Annotated in this window: 13 protein-coding genes and 3 pseudogenes; 5 read left to right on the top strand and 11 right to left on the bottom strand. The window is 68.4% G+C overall.

Translation table 11 applies throughout. From position 1 onward, the window contains the following. Positions 1-278 precede the first annotated feature (278 nt). From OG764_RS01105 to OG764_RS01095, 3 genes and pseudogenes are all read right to left on the bottom strand, one after another. Positions 279-842: a hypothetical protein gene (locus OG764_RS01105; RefSeq protein ID WP_328966444.1), complete on the bottom strand. Its 564-nt coding sequence runs from the start codon at positions 840-842 to the stop codon at positions 279-281. A 308-nt stretch (positions 843-1,150) separates the two neighbouring features. Continuing rightward, positions 1,151-1,540, bottom strand: coding sequence for a hypothetical protein (locus OG764_RS01100; RefSeq protein WP_328966443.1), 390 nt, complete (start codon positions 1,538-1,540; stop codon positions 1,151-1,153). A gap of 148 nt (positions 1,541-1,688) precedes the next feature. Continuing rightward, a pseudogene (locus OG764_RS01095) lies at positions 1,689-1,885 on the bottom strand (ribonuclease BN); the annotation flags it as partial. Between the two features lie 228 nt (positions 1,886-2,113). On the opposite strand from OG764_RS01095, the pseudogene OG764_RS01085 reads away from it, so the two are divergent. Continuing rightward, positions 2,114-2,317 (top strand): annotated as a pseudogene (locus tag OG764_RS01085) (transposase); the annotation flags it as partial. 236 nt (positions 2,318-2,553) lie between these two features. Here the strand turns inward: OG764_RS01085 and OG764_RS01080 are convergent. Next, complete coding sequence (locus OG764_RS01080; protein ID WP_328966442.1) at positions 2,554-3,501, bottom strand: quinone oxidoreductase family protein; 948 nt, start codon at positions 3,499-3,501, stop codon at positions 2,554-2,556. A 104-nt stretch (positions 3,502-3,605) separates the two neighbouring features. Here OG764_RS01080 and OG764_RS01075 point away from each other — a divergent pair, with 104 nt between their 5' ends. Next, positions 3,606-4,067, top strand: a complete 462-nt coding sequence (locus tag OG764_RS01075) for a MarR family winged helix-turn-helix transcriptional regulator (protein WP_328966441.1) — start codon at positions 3,606-3,608, stop codon at positions 4,065-4,067. A 236-nt stretch (positions 4,068-4,303) separates the two neighbouring features. On the opposite strand, the gene OG764_RS01070 is transcribed toward OG764_RS01075, so the two are convergent. Beyond that, positions 4,304-5,086 (bottom strand): sulfite exporter TauE/SafE family protein, encoded by a 783-nt coding sequence (locus OG764_RS01070; RefSeq protein ID WP_328966440.1) that lies wholly within the window; start codon positions 5,084-5,086, stop codon positions 4,304-4,306. 204 nt (positions 5,087-5,290) lie between these two features. Between OG764_RS01070 and OG764_RS01065 the strand changes: the two genes are divergently transcribed. Next, positions 5,291-5,659 carry a hypothetical protein gene (locus OG764_RS01065; protein ID WP_328966439.1) on the top strand — a complete coding sequence of 123 codons (369 nt, stop codon included), beginning with the start codon at positions 5,291-5,293 and terminating at the stop codon, positions 5,657-5,659. Positions 5,660-5,705: 46 nt separating this feature from the next. Here OG764_RS01065 and OG764_RS01060 read toward each other — a convergent pair whose 3' ends face one another. The 3 genes from OG764_RS01060 to OG764_RS01050 all read right to left on the bottom strand — a co-directional run bounded on the left by OG764_RS01060 (position 5,706) and on the right by OG764_RS01050 (position 10,535). Continuing rightward, positions 5,706-5,981 (bottom strand): hypothetical protein, encoded by a 276-nt coding sequence (locus OG764_RS01060; RefSeq protein ID WP_328966438.1) that lies wholly within the window; start codon positions 5,979-5,981, stop codon positions 5,706-5,708. A 1,334-nt stretch (positions 5,982-7,315) separates the two neighbouring features. Continuing rightward, on the bottom strand, positions 7,316-8,677 hold the full coding sequence (locus tag OG764_RS01055; RefSeq protein WP_328966437.1) for an erythromycin esterase family protein: 1,362 nt from the start codon (positions 8,675-8,677) through the stop codon (positions 7,316-7,318). Between the two features lie 1,156 nt (positions 8,678-9,833). Next, a complete protein-coding gene (locus OG764_RS01050) occupies positions 9,834-10,535 on the bottom strand; it encodes a VOC family protein (protein ID WP_328966436.1) in 702 nt (233 codons plus the stop codon). A gap of 1,109 nt (positions 10,536-11,644) precedes the next feature. Between OG764_RS01050 and OG764_RS01045 the strand changes: the two genes are divergently transcribed. Further along, on the top strand, positions 11,645-12,214 hold the full coding sequence (locus OG764_RS01045) for a DUF6434 domain-containing protein (RefSeq protein ID WP_328966435.1): 570 nt from the start codon (positions 11,645-11,647) through the stop codon (positions 12,212-12,214). A 93-nt stretch (positions 12,215-12,307) separates the two neighbouring features. Here OG764_RS01045 and OG764_RS01040 read toward each other — a convergent pair whose 3' ends face one another. Further along, a complete protein-coding gene (locus OG764_RS01040; RefSeq protein WP_328966434.1) occupies positions 12,308-12,952 on the bottom strand; it encodes a GAP family protein in 645 nt (214 codons plus the stop codon). Positions 12,953-13,114: 162 nt separating this feature from the next. Here OG764_RS01040 and OG764_RS01035 point away from each other — a divergent pair. Continuing rightward, a pseudogene (locus tag OG764_RS01035) lies at positions 13,115-13,325 on the top strand (GMC oxidoreductase); the annotation flags it as partial. Between the two features lie 73 nt (positions 13,326-13,398). On the opposite strand, the gene OG764_RS01030 reads toward OG764_RS01035, so the two are convergent. Together OG764_RS01030 and OG764_RS01025 are read right to left on the bottom strand one after the other, a co-directional pair. Beyond that, positions 13,399-14,439: a cytochrome d ubiquinol oxidase subunit II gene (locus OG764_RS01030; RefSeq protein ID WP_328966433.1), complete on the bottom strand. Its 1,041-nt coding sequence runs from the start codon at positions 14,437-14,439 to the stop codon at positions 13,399-13,401. Continuing rightward, positions 14,439-15,902, bottom strand: coding sequence for a cytochrome ubiquinol oxidase subunit I (locus OG764_RS01025; protein WP_328966432.1), 1,464 nt, complete (start codon positions 15,900-15,902; stop codon positions 14,439-14,441). Before OG764_RS01025 ends, OG764_RS01030 begins: the two co-directional genes overlap by 1 nt. Between the last annotated feature and the right edge of the window lie 88 nt (positions 15,903-15,990).

Here is a 15,990-nt window from a genome sequence, read left to right as displayed (position 1 = left end):
GCTCGGCGGCAGCCGGGGACTACGGGAACGGCCGCCGAGGGGCGGGCTCGCGCTCCCCGCGTACGTGCCGGCCTACCGCACGCGATTCACTCGTGGCACCGGCCGCGCACTCACCCTGACGTCCGGTGGACTCGGTGGACCCGGAGGACGTGCCGGCGGGCATCGCCGAGGTCCGCTTCGAGACCAGAGGCTTCACCCCAGGGTCTGTGTGACGGTGCGCAGCGCGGGTCAGGGCGTGCGTGTGCACGGGGAAACAGCGCCCCACCGGGGTTTGGTACTCACTTCCACGTGTAGGGAAGCGAATCCCAGTAGCTGAGGGGCTCGGTCCTCTTCGACGAACTGACGTACATCTGTGAGCCCTTGATGGCTACCCAGCTATTGTCGCCTCTTGGCCATGTGTAGATGGCGTCGACATCATCCCATCCCTCAGGAAGTCCGACGAAGCATTCTCTGATCGACCTGGTAACACCGTGGCCCCAGTCGGTGGTGTGAACCTGGTTGCCCCTCTTGAATCCCACAGCGCCACTCGCCCACGTCCAAGCGCCGTTGATCCCCCCGTTGTTCTGCCACTCCTCCGGGAGCGAATCCCAGAAGCTGAGGGGTTCGTCCTTGTCAGACGAACCGATGTGCATCTGGGTGCCTTTGATCGCTACCCAGCGGTTCAGGATGTCCGGCCATGTGTAGATGGCGTCGACATCATCCCAACCTTGGGGTAGGCCCTCAAAGGTGTCTCGGATGTAGGCCATACGCCCACGGCCCCAGTCGGTGGTGTGAACCTGGTTGCCCCTCTTGAATCCGACAGCGCCACTCGCCCACGTCCAAGCGCCACTGATTCCGGGCATGGCTTTGTCTCCCTCATCCGGTCACATGGAACACCGCAACGAAATTGCGACTCCCGCCCGCCGCGGCACCGGACTGGGCACCTGCCGTCGGGGCGTGGGTCTGCTCCATCGAGCCGCAAAATTCAGTCTGCTCTCCGGCCGGCGCTCTGTCCTCCTGACCAGGCACCACCTCGAAGATCATTTCGTTGGGACGTGCCGCCGGCATCGCCAGCCTCCCCGCCGCAGCCGTCTGCGCGTGCCGGGCGGGGGTATGGATCACCACACGCGGCGGACGCTCGTGGCGCCATCGAGGAGACGCGTGTTGGGTGCTATCCGGCGCTGCGGATGCCGGGCGGGTCCTGGGGGTCCACACCGGTGGTGGCGGAGGCGTCCTTGGTTCCGCTGGGGCGCTGTGAGCGGCCTCGCCGGCCAAGATCGTGCATGCCCTTGTCGCCGGAGCCCTTGCTCTGCTCCTCCCCGCGGGTGCCCGTGCTCTTGGAGGGGTTGCCGTGGGGATTTCCCGCTTCTTCCTTGGAGACCGTCCTGCCGGGGCCCTTGGCCGGGGCGTACTTCTCCGGATGGAAGGAGCGGTGGGCGCTCGGATTCTCCTGCTGAGTGGTCTCGTCCACATCCGGAGACCAACCGTGTTGCTTGGCTTCCTTGTGCCGGCTGATGCCCTCGCCATCGCGGGGCTGGGACCGCTTCGGTTGCTTGGTCATGGCCTGACCTGCTGTCCTGTATCGGGATGGGCGCACACATACGCGCGCTCTACCCGTGGTACTGAAATTCTCCCACCCGCCCACCAGGCGGTCATATCCGCAGCGGCCCGCGCTGCCTGAGCGGGGCAGAGTGCGGTACGCCCGAGCCTCACCCTCGGCGTTTCAGCGCCCGAGCCAGGCGGGGGAGCCCGATGTGGAGCAGTCGGCCGGCCAGCGCCCCGCCGAATACGACGACGCCCACGCCGACCAACCAGGACTGGATGACCAGGACGGTTCCGAAACGGCCGTAGGAGCGGCGCTGGATGCGATCAGCGGTGAGAACACGAGCCGGGAGAAGAGCCTTACAACCCCTAACGAAATGATCTTTGGGCTGGCTGGATGGCTCTGGAAACCTTGATCTGGGGGTGTGGGGTGGCTCGGCGGAAGCCGTGGGAAGCGGACGATGAGTTCTGGGCGGTGATCGAGCCGCTCCTGTCGAAGGTCGAGCGGCGGGTTCGTCATCCGGGGCGGAAGCGGCATTCGGACCGGCTGGTGTTCCAGGGCATCCTGTTCGGCCGGCGCCCTGGACTTCTCGCCGTCCGACAGGACGACCTTCCCAGCCTCCGTACCCTTGCCGCAGGACTGGAACGCGATCGTGAGGCCGTCATCGCCGGCCTGACCCTGCCCTGGAGCTCGGGCGTCGTCGAAGGACATGGCAACAGGATCAAGATGCTCAAGCGCCAGATGTTCGGCCGCGCAGGCTTCAACCTCCTGCGGAGACGGGTTCTCATCTCCTGATCACCGAACATGAGGCAGCGAAGCAGTTCCTTCGTGGTCAGCTCAGGAAGTCCTTCGGGGCTTGACGCGATCGGTGTGGCTGTGTGGGGCACGGCAGGCTGGGCAGCGGCCATGGCCGCTGCCCAGCACTGATGAGGGGTCATATGGGGTCGCTCCCGCGTCCGAGGTGATCCCTTCCCGTCCTGGCGGGGGTTCATCGCGGGAGCCGCCTCGAGGCCGGCGCTTTCTGCGTGTTGTCAGGCGACGCGGAGGATGCTCTTGCCATGGGTAGTGCCCTCGGCGAGGCGCTGCACGGCCATGGCCAGGTCCCCGAGGGCGTACTCGCTGGTGATGTCCATGCGGACCTTGCCGTCGGCGACGAGGCCGAGTGCGCGGCGGGCACTGTCGGCGAGCCGCTCGGGGTGGGTCTGGCTGAGCAGGTTGCTGTTGTAGGTCAGGAGTGACTTGCCGTGCATGAGGAGGTCGTTGGCGTTGGCGAGTACGGGTTCGTACGTGGCGAGGTTGCCGTATGCCACCAGTCGGCCGTGTACGGCGAGCTGCTCGAGGCCAGCGGTGCGGGTCGAGCCGCCGACCGGGTCGAGGATGACGTCGGGCTTCTCGTCACCGAGCTTGGCCGGGAACTCCTCGCGGAGCAGGAGCTGGTCGTACCCGAACTGTGCGGCGTAGTCGGCCCTGTCGGCAGTGCTGACGACACCGACGATCCGGCCTGCTCCGGCGAGTCGGGCGAACTGGGCGGCGAGCGTGCCGACTGAGCCGGCGGCAGCGTGGATCAGCACGCTTTCGCCGGGCCGCACATGCGCGGCGGTGTTGATCAGGTCGAAGGCGGTCGGTGCGCCCCACCCGAGACCTGCGGCTGTCCTCAGCGGCATGCTGCCGATGCCGAACGTGAGCGTGGCGGGTGCCAGGACCACCTCGGCGTAGGCGCCTGAGGTGGTCAGTGCGGTGACGGCCTCACCGACACGGCGTGCGTCGATACCCGAGCCGACCGCGACGATGTGCCCGGATGCCTCGAATCCCGGGACGAAGGGGCGAGGTACGGCGAAGTGGCCGTCCCTGACCATGGTGTCGCCCCACTGGATCCCGGCGTAGGCCACACGGATCGCCACCTGGCCGGGGCCGGGGGTGGGCTCATCGAGTTCGGCGACCCGGTAGTGGTCATCGGTGTCGAGAATGACAGCCTTCATGGTTACAGCCCCCTGCGTTGACTCAGTATCCTTATAGTCGAGAAGGTAGGCATGTAAGGTTCCTGAGTCAACCCATGAACCTGTCAACGGAGTGGGAGTGTGCGATGGCAGCCCCGATCGAGAACGACCTCTGCACCCGGATCAGGCGGTCGGAGCAGGCGTTGATGGCGCACCACGAGGCAGTACTGCGTGCCTACGGGCTGACCATGACGCAGTACACCGTGCTGTTGATCCTCTCGCGCGAAGGCGGCATGTCCGGCGCCCAACTGGCCCGCTCCTGCGGGGTGACGCAGCAGAGCATGAGCAGCGTGCTGACCAACATGGAGACCAAGGAACTCATCCGCCGCGAGACGTCCCCTGTGCACGCCAAGGTGCAGATCGCCACCCTCACCGACGAGGGCCGGGCGCTACACGACCGCGCCTACCAAGAGGTGATCATCCTTGAGCGCGCGCTCACCGACGCGTTCACGCCTTCCGAACACGCCACACTCTGCGGGCTTCTGGAACGCGCCACCACCGTCCTGGTCCAGCAGACGCGCCGCGCGACAGCCCCGCCCGCCAGCTGAGCCCGCGGCCGCCACACCCGCGGGAGCCCCATCACTGCGTTCTCGCCACCGGGATTGGTCAGCCGCGAGCTGACCCGGTCACTCAGCGGGGCTGCACCACAGAAGCTGAGCCAGAACCTGAGAACGGGCAGCACTTCGACATCAGTTTGGGAGGCGTTCGGGGGCGAGCGTCGGGCCGGATTGTCCACGCGTTTCGACAACACTCGAGTGCCGTGGGACGACTGGACGCTGCACGGTCAGCGAAGGATTTGAACTGCGTAGAGCGCGCCAACACTGGTGGCGAGGGTGCCGAGCAGGAGCCGGAGCACGGTTTCGGGCAGGTGCGGCTGGAGGCGCGCGCCGAGGTATCCGCCGACCAGGCCGCCGGCTCCGCAGGACAGGCCCAGCAGCCAGTCGGGGGCGACGTCACCGGTGGCGGCCAGGGAGAGCAGCGCGTAGGTGGCCGCGCCGACGATGGAGGTCACGAAGGTGGAGGCCAGGGCGGCGGGTGCGACGGTGGCAACGGGGGTGCCGCGGCCGACGAGGATCGGGCCGAGCAGGGAGCCGCCCCCGATTCCGTAGATGCCGCCGGCGACACCGACGGCCAGGGCCAGCGACGTCGTCGTGTGGGGTGAAGGCTGGTTGCGGGTGCTCGGTGCTGCCGGGCGCACCGTCCTTAGCCACAGCCACAGTCCGAGCGGTAGCAGCAGCGCGGCGACGAGGAGACGGAAGACGCGCGGGCCGGGAACGGCGAAGACGCGGATCACGGCGCCGATGACGACGCCGGGAACGGTGCCCGCGATGAGCAGGCGGGTCAGCGGCCCGCCCAGTCGCCCGGCCCGCCAGTAGCGCAAGAGGGCACCGGGGCCGGCCACAACGTTGTAGAGCAGGTTCGTGGGTGTCACGGCCGGGCTCGGTACGCCCAGCACGCTGACTTGAACGGGCAGCAGGAAGACCGCTCCGGAGACGCCCACGGGCGCGGTGGTGACCGATATCAGGAGCCCGGCGGCGAATCCGAGCAATCCCGTCGACCACTCCACGACAGCCTCCCAGCACTCACCGACCGGCCCCCGGAACAGGCTCCGGATCAGGTGCCTCCCGTTCTCGTGAACATCGACCCCGCCCCGATCCAACCGCTTCCGGGGACGGTGAACAACTCCTGTCCAAACTCGTGAACGAAGCCAACGGAGAGAACAGCCGATTGCTCAGTCCCCGGGTGACGGGCGCCTACTGTCTGGCGGCCCATGAGCATCCTGAGGAAGATCAAGCGTGAACTCCCGCAGGACCGACAGATGATGGACGCCGGCTTGGCCGTGGCCGCGGAGATGATCACCGACAACGCGTCCTCCGGCCTGCGTGACGGCAGGCGGGCCCACTCCGTGGCAGACCTTGTGGAGGCCAGCCGCCGCGTTCAGATTTCCCTGCATGAAGCAGTCGAGCGCGCCCTCGCGCAGGGCACGATGTTCGAGGAGCTGGCCGGCGAGTCGCACCTGTCGCCCGAGTACCTGCGCACCGGCGGCGTCTCACGCGGCTCACCGGCCACGTGGCAGGGTGCGCTGTACCGCGGCCGGGTCGATGCCGAACGTCCGTGTCCCGTGTCATCGAAGGGCTGAGCGGCGTGCCACCGAACCCCGAGCGTAGGCGCCTTTTGGCGCCGCGCTACACGTGCCGGACAACCTGATAGATCGTTTGGGAAACGGGTGCCGGGTGCGGGGCCTTGTTCCAGCCGATCTCCTCGGCGCGCTTCTCGATTGCGTTGTGTGCGGCGCGAGCTGCGGCTTCGTCCTCGAAGAAGGCGACGGACAGTCCGTTGCCAGTGGCAGGATCGACGAGGTGATACGCGCCATGGACGCCGGGCACGGCGGCGGCAGCATCCAGCACCCAGTCCCGGTCGTCAGCCGGCATCGGTTCCCACACGGCCACCCTCGCGATCACCGCTGCCTCCGTCTCGTTGGTGTAAGCCGCCAGGATGCAGCAGCTTCGGGGACAACGCTCAATCGCTGTCACCGGACACGCCGCACGTCATCACCGTAAGCCCACATTGCTCCGGGTGCTCTTGCTTCGCACCGACACTCATGCGCTCTTTGGGTGATGGGTGCTGCCGGAACCCACCGACAAGTGCTCTTGCTTGTGAGGTTCTGGTCCACTTCCCGTGGGAACGAGCGCACGTGCGCGGCCAGGGCATGGAGTTCGGGGCACGCGGCCAGGACAGTCTTGAGGTGGATTCGATCTGGTTCCTGCAGAGCTTCGGGTGGGTGAGGATCCATCGGGTGACGGTGCGGGCCGCCGGCGGCCGCGGACCGATGGGCTGCGGCCTGCCCCCGCAGCACGGAGCGGATGCAGTCGCGGACGCTGGCGCAACCATGCGAGTAGCTCTGCTCCTTGAGCTCCTCTCATAGCTGCCAGGCGTTGGTGCAGCCGTCCTGCCGACACTGATGGAGGTAGGGCTTGCAGGGGCCCAGCGCGGTGCGGCGGTTTTGCCTCTGTCCGGTGAACAGGGCCTCAGGCGTGGCCGCGCGGGCGAAACGCAGGACGGTGTTGTGGCCCATGCCGGATTGCCGGGCGACGGACCGCTATCTCGATGCCGTACGCGGCGTACTGCCAGGCGCAGCGTCCACCCCCGGCGGACGGACACACGACAGCGCTTCGAGTCAAGCAATCGGGTGCTGCTGGTACTCGGTTCTGGCACAGATCTTGCGGAACCGTCGCGGAGCGGTCATCCCCGCGTTCGATTGCGAGGGGGTCGAAGTCTGCCTTTACGCAGCGGCGTTGGGCCCGTCACGTCGGGCGACCAGGCCGGCAACCATGCGGAGCCGTTCTCGCCCGCCTCTGGCATCGAGCTCTTCGAAGCAGCCCACCGGCACCTGGACACCCTTGGGATCCGTACCCCCCGGATCCTTCTGGCCGACCGGAGCAGGAGCCACTACCCGGCAGACGCGGCGGTCATGACCTCCTTCAGGCCGGCCCGGTCTTCCTGGTTCAGCGTCGTGGGGTGCGGGGTGATCCAGCCAGTCACCTGTCGCACCGTCACCTGCCGCACTGTCGGCGGCCGCACCGGCGCGCCGACCGGTGCTGTCGTGTGTCTCAGTGCTTGGCTCGGCGCTGGGCAACCCCGGCTTGCCAGCGCTGCCCCGGACCGGAATGCGGACGCAAGGTCTGCCCCGGCGGCCCGGACGACGAATGGGACACAGGGGCTGCGCCTGGCGGCTACTCAGAGAGTTCCGCAGGTCCGGGGTGGGCTGGGGCGTGTCAGCGATCGCTGACACGCCTCACGGCTTCAGCTTGTCGGCCTCCCGGACTTCGTGCAGGTGGATGAGAACGTCGAAGGACTTGGCGATCGCGATGTCGCGCGGTTCTGCGGGAAACTGGGTGCCGACGTTGAGTGTGGGCCGGGCGGTGTTGAGCCAGGCGCGTGCGGGCGCCGGGGCGTGGCGGACATCGAGGTAGAAGTTCCGGTGTCGGACCTGGTCGAGGGTGCGCTCGTTCCTGCCGGGGCCGGCGGCGCCGACGGTGAACTTCTTCCATTCGCCGCCGAGGGCGGCATCCTTGGACAGGAAGGAGCCCTGGTTGAAGGTGAAGCCGATGGGGAGGTAGTTCTTGCCCAAGGCGTCACGCAGGAATGAGCCCTGCGTCTTGGGATACATTTCGGGGTCACCGGCCTTGTAGCCGACATGGTCGTTGTGCGCCGACAGCAGCACCTTGTCGCCGGTCTCCCGCTGCCACCAGGTGACGTTCTGGGCCATCACCTCATCGCGGAAGCGCTGCGAGGCAGCCACCGATTCGGGATCGGTGACGTCAATCGTGAGAAATTTGGTGGTCTGGGCGATCGACCGGGCGTTCTGCTCAGCCCACACGAAAGCCTTGTCGTCGGAGCCCCCTAGCGTGCTGACCAGTTCCAGGGCCTGCTGTGCCTTGGTGGCGAGCTGCTGTCGTTCGGCGAGGGACCTGCCCAGGTAGGCGAAGACATCGTCGATCGGGCGCAGGCCGGTGTAGAGCTCGTCGAGCTGTGGCAGCGCCGCCGGGTGGCTGCGCTGCACGTAGCCGGTCACCCGGCCGAAGAACTCATCGCTCAGTGTGGGAGCACCGACATCGTTGCCCATGAAGTGGACGGTGCGGCTGGGATGGCTGCGGTTGTAATTCCGCATCCACCCGAGAAGGCTGACGAACTCCTCTCGTTCCCAGGGCGAGTTTCCAAGTGCCTCCTTGGCGATCTCCCGGACGTCTCCCTTGCCGGTCTGCAGGTATTCGTCGATCTGGAGCCCTGAGGACCAGCTCATTTCCAGAGAGAAAGTGGTGAAGCCCTTCTTCTCCACGAGGTGACGGAAAATCCGCTCCTTCATGGTGAAGAACTCGTGGGAGCCGTGAGTGGCCTCGCCGAGGCCCACCACCTTGGCGTTGCCGATCATGGACGTCAGCGCTCGCAGGTCCGCTGTGCTTCCCCCGGGCTCTGTCGAGCGCAACGGATGGGCCGCCCGCTCCAGTGCGCGGGCCACGTTCTGCTTTCCCCCGGCCGCGGGGACCTTGTCGACGGTAGCCGCATTGACCGCCACGGGAGTAAAGACCGCCCCTGCCGCGATCGCCACCGTCGCGAGGAGTTTTCGGCGGTTGATCCGCTTCTTGTGCGCAGCCATCTTGTTTGATCCTTAATCAACTTACGTGTGGTCCAGAAGACGATGACCCGCGATAAGCGCCGAATCCACGCCCCCGCACAATCTCGGACAGTGCCCCCTCAGCACATCACCGGAATGCGCGGAGATCGTACGAGCGTGGGATGAGAAGTTGTACGGGACCCTGGGGGCCCGCCGTCCCCGGGAATGGGACCCTGGCCCTGGTCCGGTTCGCCCCAGCTCGCGCCAGACCGGCGGTGCCAGCAGCCCGCCGATGCGCTGCCCGACCTGGTCGAGGGCTACTCCGGCGCGCCGGGCGAACAAGGAGTCGTCTGCCAGGTGCTCGCGCAGCGACGGCCCGACCGCGCGGGCATCACCCAGCCCCGCCAGTGTGTTCACCGCTTCGGCCGATCGAGCTCTGAGCCGTGGGCAAGGCCAGCCGGCATTGGCCTGGTGCTCTGTGCGGGCTCGGGTGGTGGTGAGGTGGTAGACACTTCACGGCGGAGAGCGCGGGACGCACTGTTTGAGCTGTCAACAACACGCTCGGCTGCGGCGTTTAAGTCACCGGTTAAGCCTGTTGCGGGTCGGCGACGGGCGGTGTTGGCTCTTGGATCGTGGCTGGCGACACTGCTGGGCATATTGACCGGGGGGACCCACATGCGTACACACCGAGTTCGTGGACTCGCGGCGGCTGCCGTTGCCGTTTCGGGTGTAGTTACTGGCCTTGCTCTCGCGACCGGCATGGCCCAGGCGTACTCGACGTCGGCGGCTCCGATTCCGTCGTACTCGACGTCGGCGGCTCCGATTCCGTCGTACTCGACGTCGGCGGCTCCGATTCCGTCGTACTCGACGTCGGCGGCTCCGACTCCGCGGTACTCGACGTCAGCGGCTCCGACTCCGCCGGCGACTTCGGCCAGTCTGGATGACGACTGGGCGATGCCCTCGAGTCTGGATGACGACTGGGCGATGCCGGCCGGTCTGGACGACGACTGGGTATCGCCGGTGAGGTGGGGCTGAGTCACAGCGCAGATCTGATCTCCCGTCAGCCCGGCTGCGGCTGTTCCCAGCCGTAGGGCGGTGGTGCATTGATGGGCGGCTGCCGGGCGCGACCGGTCCGGCGGCCGCTCGCCACCCCTGCCCTTCGATGCTGCGGCTTCTCCAGGGCCTCTGCCGAGCCACTTCAGCCGTCCCGGCCCTGCCAGGTGGTCACACAGGCCTCGTTGCCCTCGCGGTCGGCGAGTACCCAGAAGGCCGGAGCGCGGGCGGCTGAGACGAGTCGACCACCAGCTGCCAGTGTGGCCTCGATCCGTCTGAGCGCCTCGTCGTGCGGAACGCAGACGTCGAAGTGGATGCGATTGCGCTGCGGGCGCGCACGCTCCATCTGCTGGAACCAGATCGCCGGCCCTTGCCCGATGGGGTCGACGAGTGGATCCTCGGGGCCGTCGGCCCCCGCCTCATCGGCATAGCCCAGCACCGCCCTCCAGAACGGCCGGACCGCGGCGATGTCGAGTGCGTCGATCGCGATCTCCAGGAGCTGGACGGACCGCGGTGCCCCCGTGTCGATCTCGGGTTCTGTCCTCAGCCCGATCTCATGGACAGCGGCGGAGATCCGATGCGCGAGATTGACGTCATCCGTGGTCACCGCCCCTCGGTCCAACGATTGCAGGGTGAGGACGACCCGCCGGGGCCGGACGTCGATGAGAAGGTGCTGGTCGGCAGCGTCACCGCATGCCGCGACCGCAGTTGTCGCCACCTCGGTTGCCGAAGCCAGTGACCCGACCGGAACCGACGCTCTTAACGTGCCCAGCAGAAAGCGCCATCCCAGATCGCGGACCGCGTCCGAGGCTTCCTGGCTGCTCAGTGTTGCTTCCATGTCGGGCATCCTCGCAGCGTCTACTGCCTGTTTCATGCTTGATCAGGGATCTGAAACCCGCCTGAGATCGCGTGGCATGGGCCGGTCACATGATCGACCCGACGGGTCCTAGCGGTTACGACAACCGGGGCTTCGGTCTGGCGCGAGCGAAGGCCTCGGCATCAAGTCCTGGACAACCTCGACGACCACCGTGCCTACAGCGTTCGCGAGGAACGGTGCCGTACGGCGGCGAAAGCCGCACGCGTACGCGAGGACCGGGAGCGGGAGGACAAGCGCCGGCGCCAGGGTGCCACGGCGTGGCCCTGCCCCGGCCCGGAGCGCGGCCGCAAGGTCCACCCCGCCGGCCCGGACGACGAATGGGGCACCGGCGCAGCGCCCGGCGGGCTGTGCAGCGTGTATGAGCCCTTCGTCACTCCTTCCCGCGTCCGGTAGAGGCACTGAGGAGGTGGCGGATGATGGCCGCGGCTTCGTTCGGGTGGTGGCCGGCCAGTCGGCGAGGTGTTCGCGGACGACTCCTTGGACGTACGCGTCCGCTTCGCGATTGCTGGGTCTGGTTCTGGTGGAGCCGTCGAAGATGTCATGGGTGAGTTTGACGGAGACGACCGCGGTCAGGCGGCACTCTGGCCCGGCCGCAGCTTCTCGTCCTGGGCCGGCCCGCCGACACCGGCCGCCTACGGGCGGTAGGCCGCACCGCCGCGCTGCGCCCGGAGCAGGGCCCGCCTGGTCGCCGAGCAGCTGACTGCCGCCGCATCCCGGCAGCCGTGGACCGGGGGCGGTTCGCCGCCGGCTGGGGGTCCCGCGACGTCCTGGACGCCGGTCTGGTCCGCCCGGAGGCGGTGGCGTAGGTCAGCGCCGACCGGTCAGTGGACCGGGGCGGCGTGTTCCGGCACCCGCTCCGGGTCAAGCGGCTGCGCCTGGACGCCACGGCCGAGGAGGTACCCCGGTTCGGGCAGGGTCCGGCTGAGGCGGCCGGCTGACCGGCGCATCCTGCTGCTTGTCTCCTCGTTGGCCGGGCATGAAGATCTTCGCGTCCTCCCCGCTCGCTGTCGCGGCCCTGCTCCTGGCCGCCGGCTCGTCTCGACGCACGCCGGGCGTGCCACCTCTCCTACCATAGGGACATGTGTTCGAATTTCTGCGATGAGACGCGGCCGGAGCTGAGTGCGGCCTTGAGCGGGGACGAGTTGGCCCGCTGGTACTGGACGCTGGCCGAGCTGACCGGACTCGCCCGGGAGCTCGGGGTGCCGCGGGGCGGTGGGAAGGCGGCGCTGACGGAGCGACTGCGGGCCGCATTGGACGGCGCCGTCCCGCCGGCCGTGCCGCCTCGGACGCGCAGCGCCGGCCGCCAGCTCGCCGCGCCGGTGAACGGCTCCACCGTGATTCCCGAGGGCCAGCGGTGCAGTCAGACGCTGCGCGAGTACTTCTGCCGTGAGATCGGCCCGAACTTTCATTTCGACTCCTACATGAGAACGTTCGTTGCCGATGGTGCAGGGCGCACCCTGGCCGACGCCGTCGCCCACTGGCACGCCACGCGCCAGGCCGCTGCCCAACTTCAAGAGATCGGCTCGCAGTTCGAGCTCAACCGCTTCCTGCGTGACTGGCATGCCGAGCATCCGGCTGGCAGCCGCACCGAAGCCTTCGCCGCCTGGCGCGCTCACCGCGACCGACCTCGTAGCCGGGCCGCGGGATGACCGAACCGCGGCGATGCGTCACTGTCGAGTGCCCGGGAACCGGCCCGGATCCTCCAGGGCTCGAAGCATCCACCCGCCCCCGGGGCATCCGGGTCAGGCGACCAGCTGGTAGATGCTTCGAGCGGTCAGCCACAGGCCGGCGAGCAGGGAGAGCGTGATGATCAGCTGCTCCTGGTGCCGCTCCAGCCAGCTCCGCAGGGCTTCCAACCGGGCGTTCGCGCGCGCGGGCGCCCAGACCGTGTACATCTCCATGGCGATGAGGCTGAGTGTGGCCAGCAGGCAGTAGCCGGTCAGCACGAGCCAGGCGGTGAGGGTGGAGAGGTCCGCGTCGAGGGCGGTCGCGGCACCGGCACCGACCAGCCCCCAGGGCTGCAAGAGCCATGCCAGGCCGGCTGCCGTGGCCAGGGTGGCGTTGTCGATCCGGGCGGCCCAGCGGGGCGGGCCGTGCGGGCGGGGCGGTCGGCGGCGCCTGTGCGCTCCGTACAACACCAGTGCCAAGCCGACGGCGAGTTTCGCGGCGATCGCGGCGGTCGAGGACGTGCTGTGACGGGCCGGGGGCTGCCCACCGGTCAGCAACATCACACAGGCGATCACCGCGATCAGGTTGGCCAGCCACGACAACAGGAACGCCAGGCCCTGGCGAACGCCGCGCCGCGAGGAGAGCAGCAGGATGAAGGCGCTGTTGTGCAAAGGCCCCAGAGTGATGGCCGTACCGATCACCACCAGGTCGAGGACCATCGGTTCAGTCGCTCCTGGGGGTCGGGCCGGTGGGCCGCCTGCGGACGGTCGGACCGGCCGGCAGAGTCGGGCGGCGCTCATGTGGTGCCACATCCCGACTCTGGAGGCGGCTGCCCGGCCGGTCAAGCAGGCCACGCCCGCATCCCTCGCACGCGTGAACGCGTCGGAGCCACCGCGCACCAGGCCGGCACAGTCCGCTTCGGCGCGGACCCCCGCAGCTCGGCCCGGGACGTCGACTGCAAGGCCCACGGCCTCCAGCCTCTACGTCGTTGACACGAGCTCCTTCCCGAGCATCGGCGCCGTGAACCTGTCGCTCACCGCGATCGCCAGCGCCCTGCGGGTCGGCGACCGCATCATCGAGCGGATTCAATGACGGGCGCAGACGTGCCCGGACACGACGTACGCTTCGTCCCCTGACACGACCGGTGCAGCGCTACCCGGGCGCCCTAGGCGTCGTCCCCGGGCGCTCCAGCCGCTTGGGTGTCGGCGTCGGTGAGTGGCTCCAGCTCACCCAGGGTGTCGAGTCGGTAGAGCAGCACCAGCAACGGGCCGACCAGCACGATCGCGATGGCCGTCACGATCACCAACCACTGCAGGGTGGCTGGGGCGCCCGCCGCGTCGGTCACGGTCAACGAGGTGGGCAGCAGGTAGGGCCGCTGGGCGAAGCCCCAGGCGAGGACGGTGAGGGCCACGCTCGCCGCCGAGGTGTATCGGGTCCAGCGGTAGGAGCGGCGAAGCAGGAAGAACGCCGTGGCCAGGCCGCAGGCCCCGGCCAGGACGACCAGCAGCAGTCCCGGGCCGCCGGTCAGGCCGTCCCATACGTGCCGGGCGTCGTCGTGGGTGACGGGCAGGGCGACGAGTGCGAGGAGGAGGACCGCGCCCAAGGCGACGAGTGCGCGCAGGCGAAAGTAGTCGACGAGGTCGTCCGCGTCGAACCGGCGGGCGTCGGAGCAGAGGTACACCGCCCCGAGGAACGCGGTGGCGGCGACGGCCAGCAGACCCGTGAGGGCCGAGGTCGGGTTGGCCCAGGCGTCTGTGGAGGCGGTCGCCCCGACCGTGACACGGCCGGCGGCGATGCCACCGAGCACCGCCCCGAGGAAGAAGGGGGTGACGAGCGACGAGACGGCGAAGGCTGCTCCGTAGATTCGTCGTCGCGCGAGTCGGCGGGTGGGCTTGCGCAGGGCGAATCCGGCACCCCGGAGCACCAGGCCGACGGCCGAGAGGGCGAGCGGCAGCCACATGGCCTCGAAGACGGCCTGGAACATGGTCGGGAAGCCGGTCCACATGATGACGAGGACGAAGATCAGCCAGACGTTGTTGACCTCCCAGACCGGCGCCATCGCGTGGTCGATGAGCCACCGGGGCCGTTTGCCGCGCTCCGCGCCGCCGGCCAGGAGGTCCCAGAATCCCGCGCCGTAGTCCGTACCCCCACCGCAGGCGTACGCGGCGATGACGACCACCAGCACCCAGGCGATGAAGTCGGCCATCAGGACGCACCACCCGAGGTTCGGTCGGAGCCCGCGACGGTCCCGCGGTCGGTTCTGGGGCCGTACGGTGTGTCAGCCTCCGGGGCCGGTGGGCCGTCCACGGCGGTCGCAGCCTCGTCTGCGATGCGCCAGCGGGTGCGCATTTTCAGGACGACCGTGATGAACGCGCCGAACACCAGCGCGTACACGACGATGACGAGGCCGAGCATCGCCCACAGCGCTCCTGCACCGGTGTCGGTCACCGCCGCCGAGACCCTCATCTGCTTGTACACGATCCAGGGCTGACGTCCGACCTCCGTGGTGATCCAGCCGCACTCCACGGTGAGAAGGCACGCGGCTCCGGCGACGGCCGCGCAGCGGAAGAACCATCGGCTGTGCGGAAGGTCCCGGTGGCGCAGCCAGCTCCAGGCGTACCAGAGCGCCAGTAGGATCAGCAGGCTGCCGATGGTGACCATGATGTCGAAGGCCCAGTGGGCGATGGTGGCCTGGATGGCGGTGGGCCGGTCGGACGCCGGCACCGACGTCAGCCCGGTCACCTGCGTACTCGGTGTGAAGCCGGCGAGGATCGAGTCCAACTGAGGAATCTTGATTCCGCCGGATACCGTCCCGTCCTCGTTCAATCGTCCGAACAGGTACTCGGGGACGTGGGTGTCGGTCTCCCAGACGAGTTCCGTGGCGGCGAACTTGATCGGTTGCTTGTGGAAGACCGCGCGGGCGGTGGCGTCGCCGACCATGAACTGGACCGGGGTGAGGGTGGCGGCCACCGTGAACGGCAGCGTGAAGCCGAGGCGGTGGTACCGGTCGCGCCGCCCGCGCAGCCAGCCCACGGCGTACACACCGGAGACCACGTATCCGGCGGTCATGAACATCGCCACTACGAAGTGCCAGTACTCCGGGCCGAACATGGGGGTGAAGATCGCCTGCCGAACCTGGATGTCGACGGGGTTGCCCTGGCCGTCGAGTTTGAATCCCTGAGGAGTGTTCATCCAGGAGTTGGCCGCGATGATGCCGAAGGCTCCCATCAGGGCCGCGAGCGGCAGTGGTGCCCCGAGCCAGAAGTGGGTCCACGGCTTGAGACGGCGCCATCCGTAGAGGTAGACGGCGATGAGAACGGCTTCGAGGAAGAACGCCCACGCCTCGACCCCGAACCCGAGGCCGAAGACGTCACCCCATCGACCCATCATGCCGGGCCACAGGAGACCGAGCTCGAAGGAGAGGACCGTGCCGGTGACGACTCCGATGGCGAACTGGACGGCCATCACGGCGGACCAGCGCCGGGCCAGTTTGAGCGCGATGGGGTCGTTGCGGCGCAGCCCGCGGTGATGCATCAACAGCGTGATGAAAGGCAGTGCCACTCCGAAGGGGACCAGCAGGATGTGCGAACCGAGGGTGAAGGCCATCAACTCTCGGGCGGGCAACAGCTGGGACGGCACATCCGCCGCGTGGATCACGGTGCTGAGCATGGGTACCTCGAAGGTCGGCCCCGCACGCGGCGGGGGCTGAGCGGAGACCGTCCGACGCCGGCGACGGCCGACCGCGTCGCCATGGGTG

Origin of the sequence: Streptomyces sp. NBC_00239, from assembly GCF_036194065.1 — a bacterium.
Lineage (GTDB): Bacteria > Actinomycetota > Actinomycetes > Streptomycetales > Streptomycetaceae > Streptomyces.
This window is presented reverse-complemented; position numbering and strand designations above follow the sequence as displayed.

What these genes read in the sequence shown, in the direction of transcription:
- OG764_RS01025 (WP_328966432.1), bottom strand. Translation starts at nt 15,902, where the DNA reads ATGCTCAGCACCGTGATCCACGCGGCGGATGTGCCGTCCCAGCTGTTG.
- OG764_RS01080 (WP_328966442.1), bottom strand. Translation starts at nt 3,501, where the DNA reads ATGAAGGCTGTCATTCTCGACACCGATGACCACTACCGGGTCGCCGAA.
- OG764_RS01050 (WP_328966436.1), bottom strand. Translation starts at nt 10,535, where the DNA reads ATGCCCGACATGGAAGCAACACTGAGCAGCCAGGAAGCCTCGGACGCG.
- OG764_RS01065 (WP_328966439.1), top strand. Translation starts at nt 5,291, where the DNA reads ATGAGCATCCTGAGGAAGATCAAGCGTGAACTCCCGCAGGACCGACAG.
- OG764_RS01075 (WP_328966441.1), top strand. Translation starts at nt 3,606, where the DNA reads ATGGCAGCCCCGATCGAGAACGACCTCTGCACCCGGATCAGGCGGTCG.
- OG764_RS01040 (WP_328966434.1), bottom strand. Translation starts at nt 12,952, where the DNA reads ATGGTCCTCGACCTGGTGGTGATCGGTACGGCCATCACTCTGGGGCCT.
- OG764_RS01100 (WP_328966443.1), bottom strand. Translation starts at nt 1,540, where the DNA reads ATGACCAAGCAACCGAAGCGGTCCCAGCCCCGCGATGGCGAGGGCATC.
- OG764_RS01055 (WP_328966437.1), bottom strand. Translation starts at nt 8,677, where the DNA reads ATGGCTGCGCACAAGAAGCGGATCAACCGCCGAAAACTCCTCGCGACG.
- OG764_RS01045 (WP_328966435.1), top strand. Translation starts at nt 11,645, where the DNA reads ATGTGTTCGAATTTCTGCGATGAGACGCGGCCGGAGCTGAGTGCGGCC.
- OG764_RS01030 (WP_328966433.1), bottom strand. Translation starts at nt 14,439, where the DNA reads ATGGCCGACTTCATCGCCTGGGTGCTGGTGGTCGTCATCGCCGCGTAC.
- OG764_RS01105 (WP_328966444.1), bottom strand. Translation starts at nt 842, where the DNA reads ATGCCCGGAATCAGTGGCGCTTGGACGTGGGCGAGTGGCGCTGTCGGA.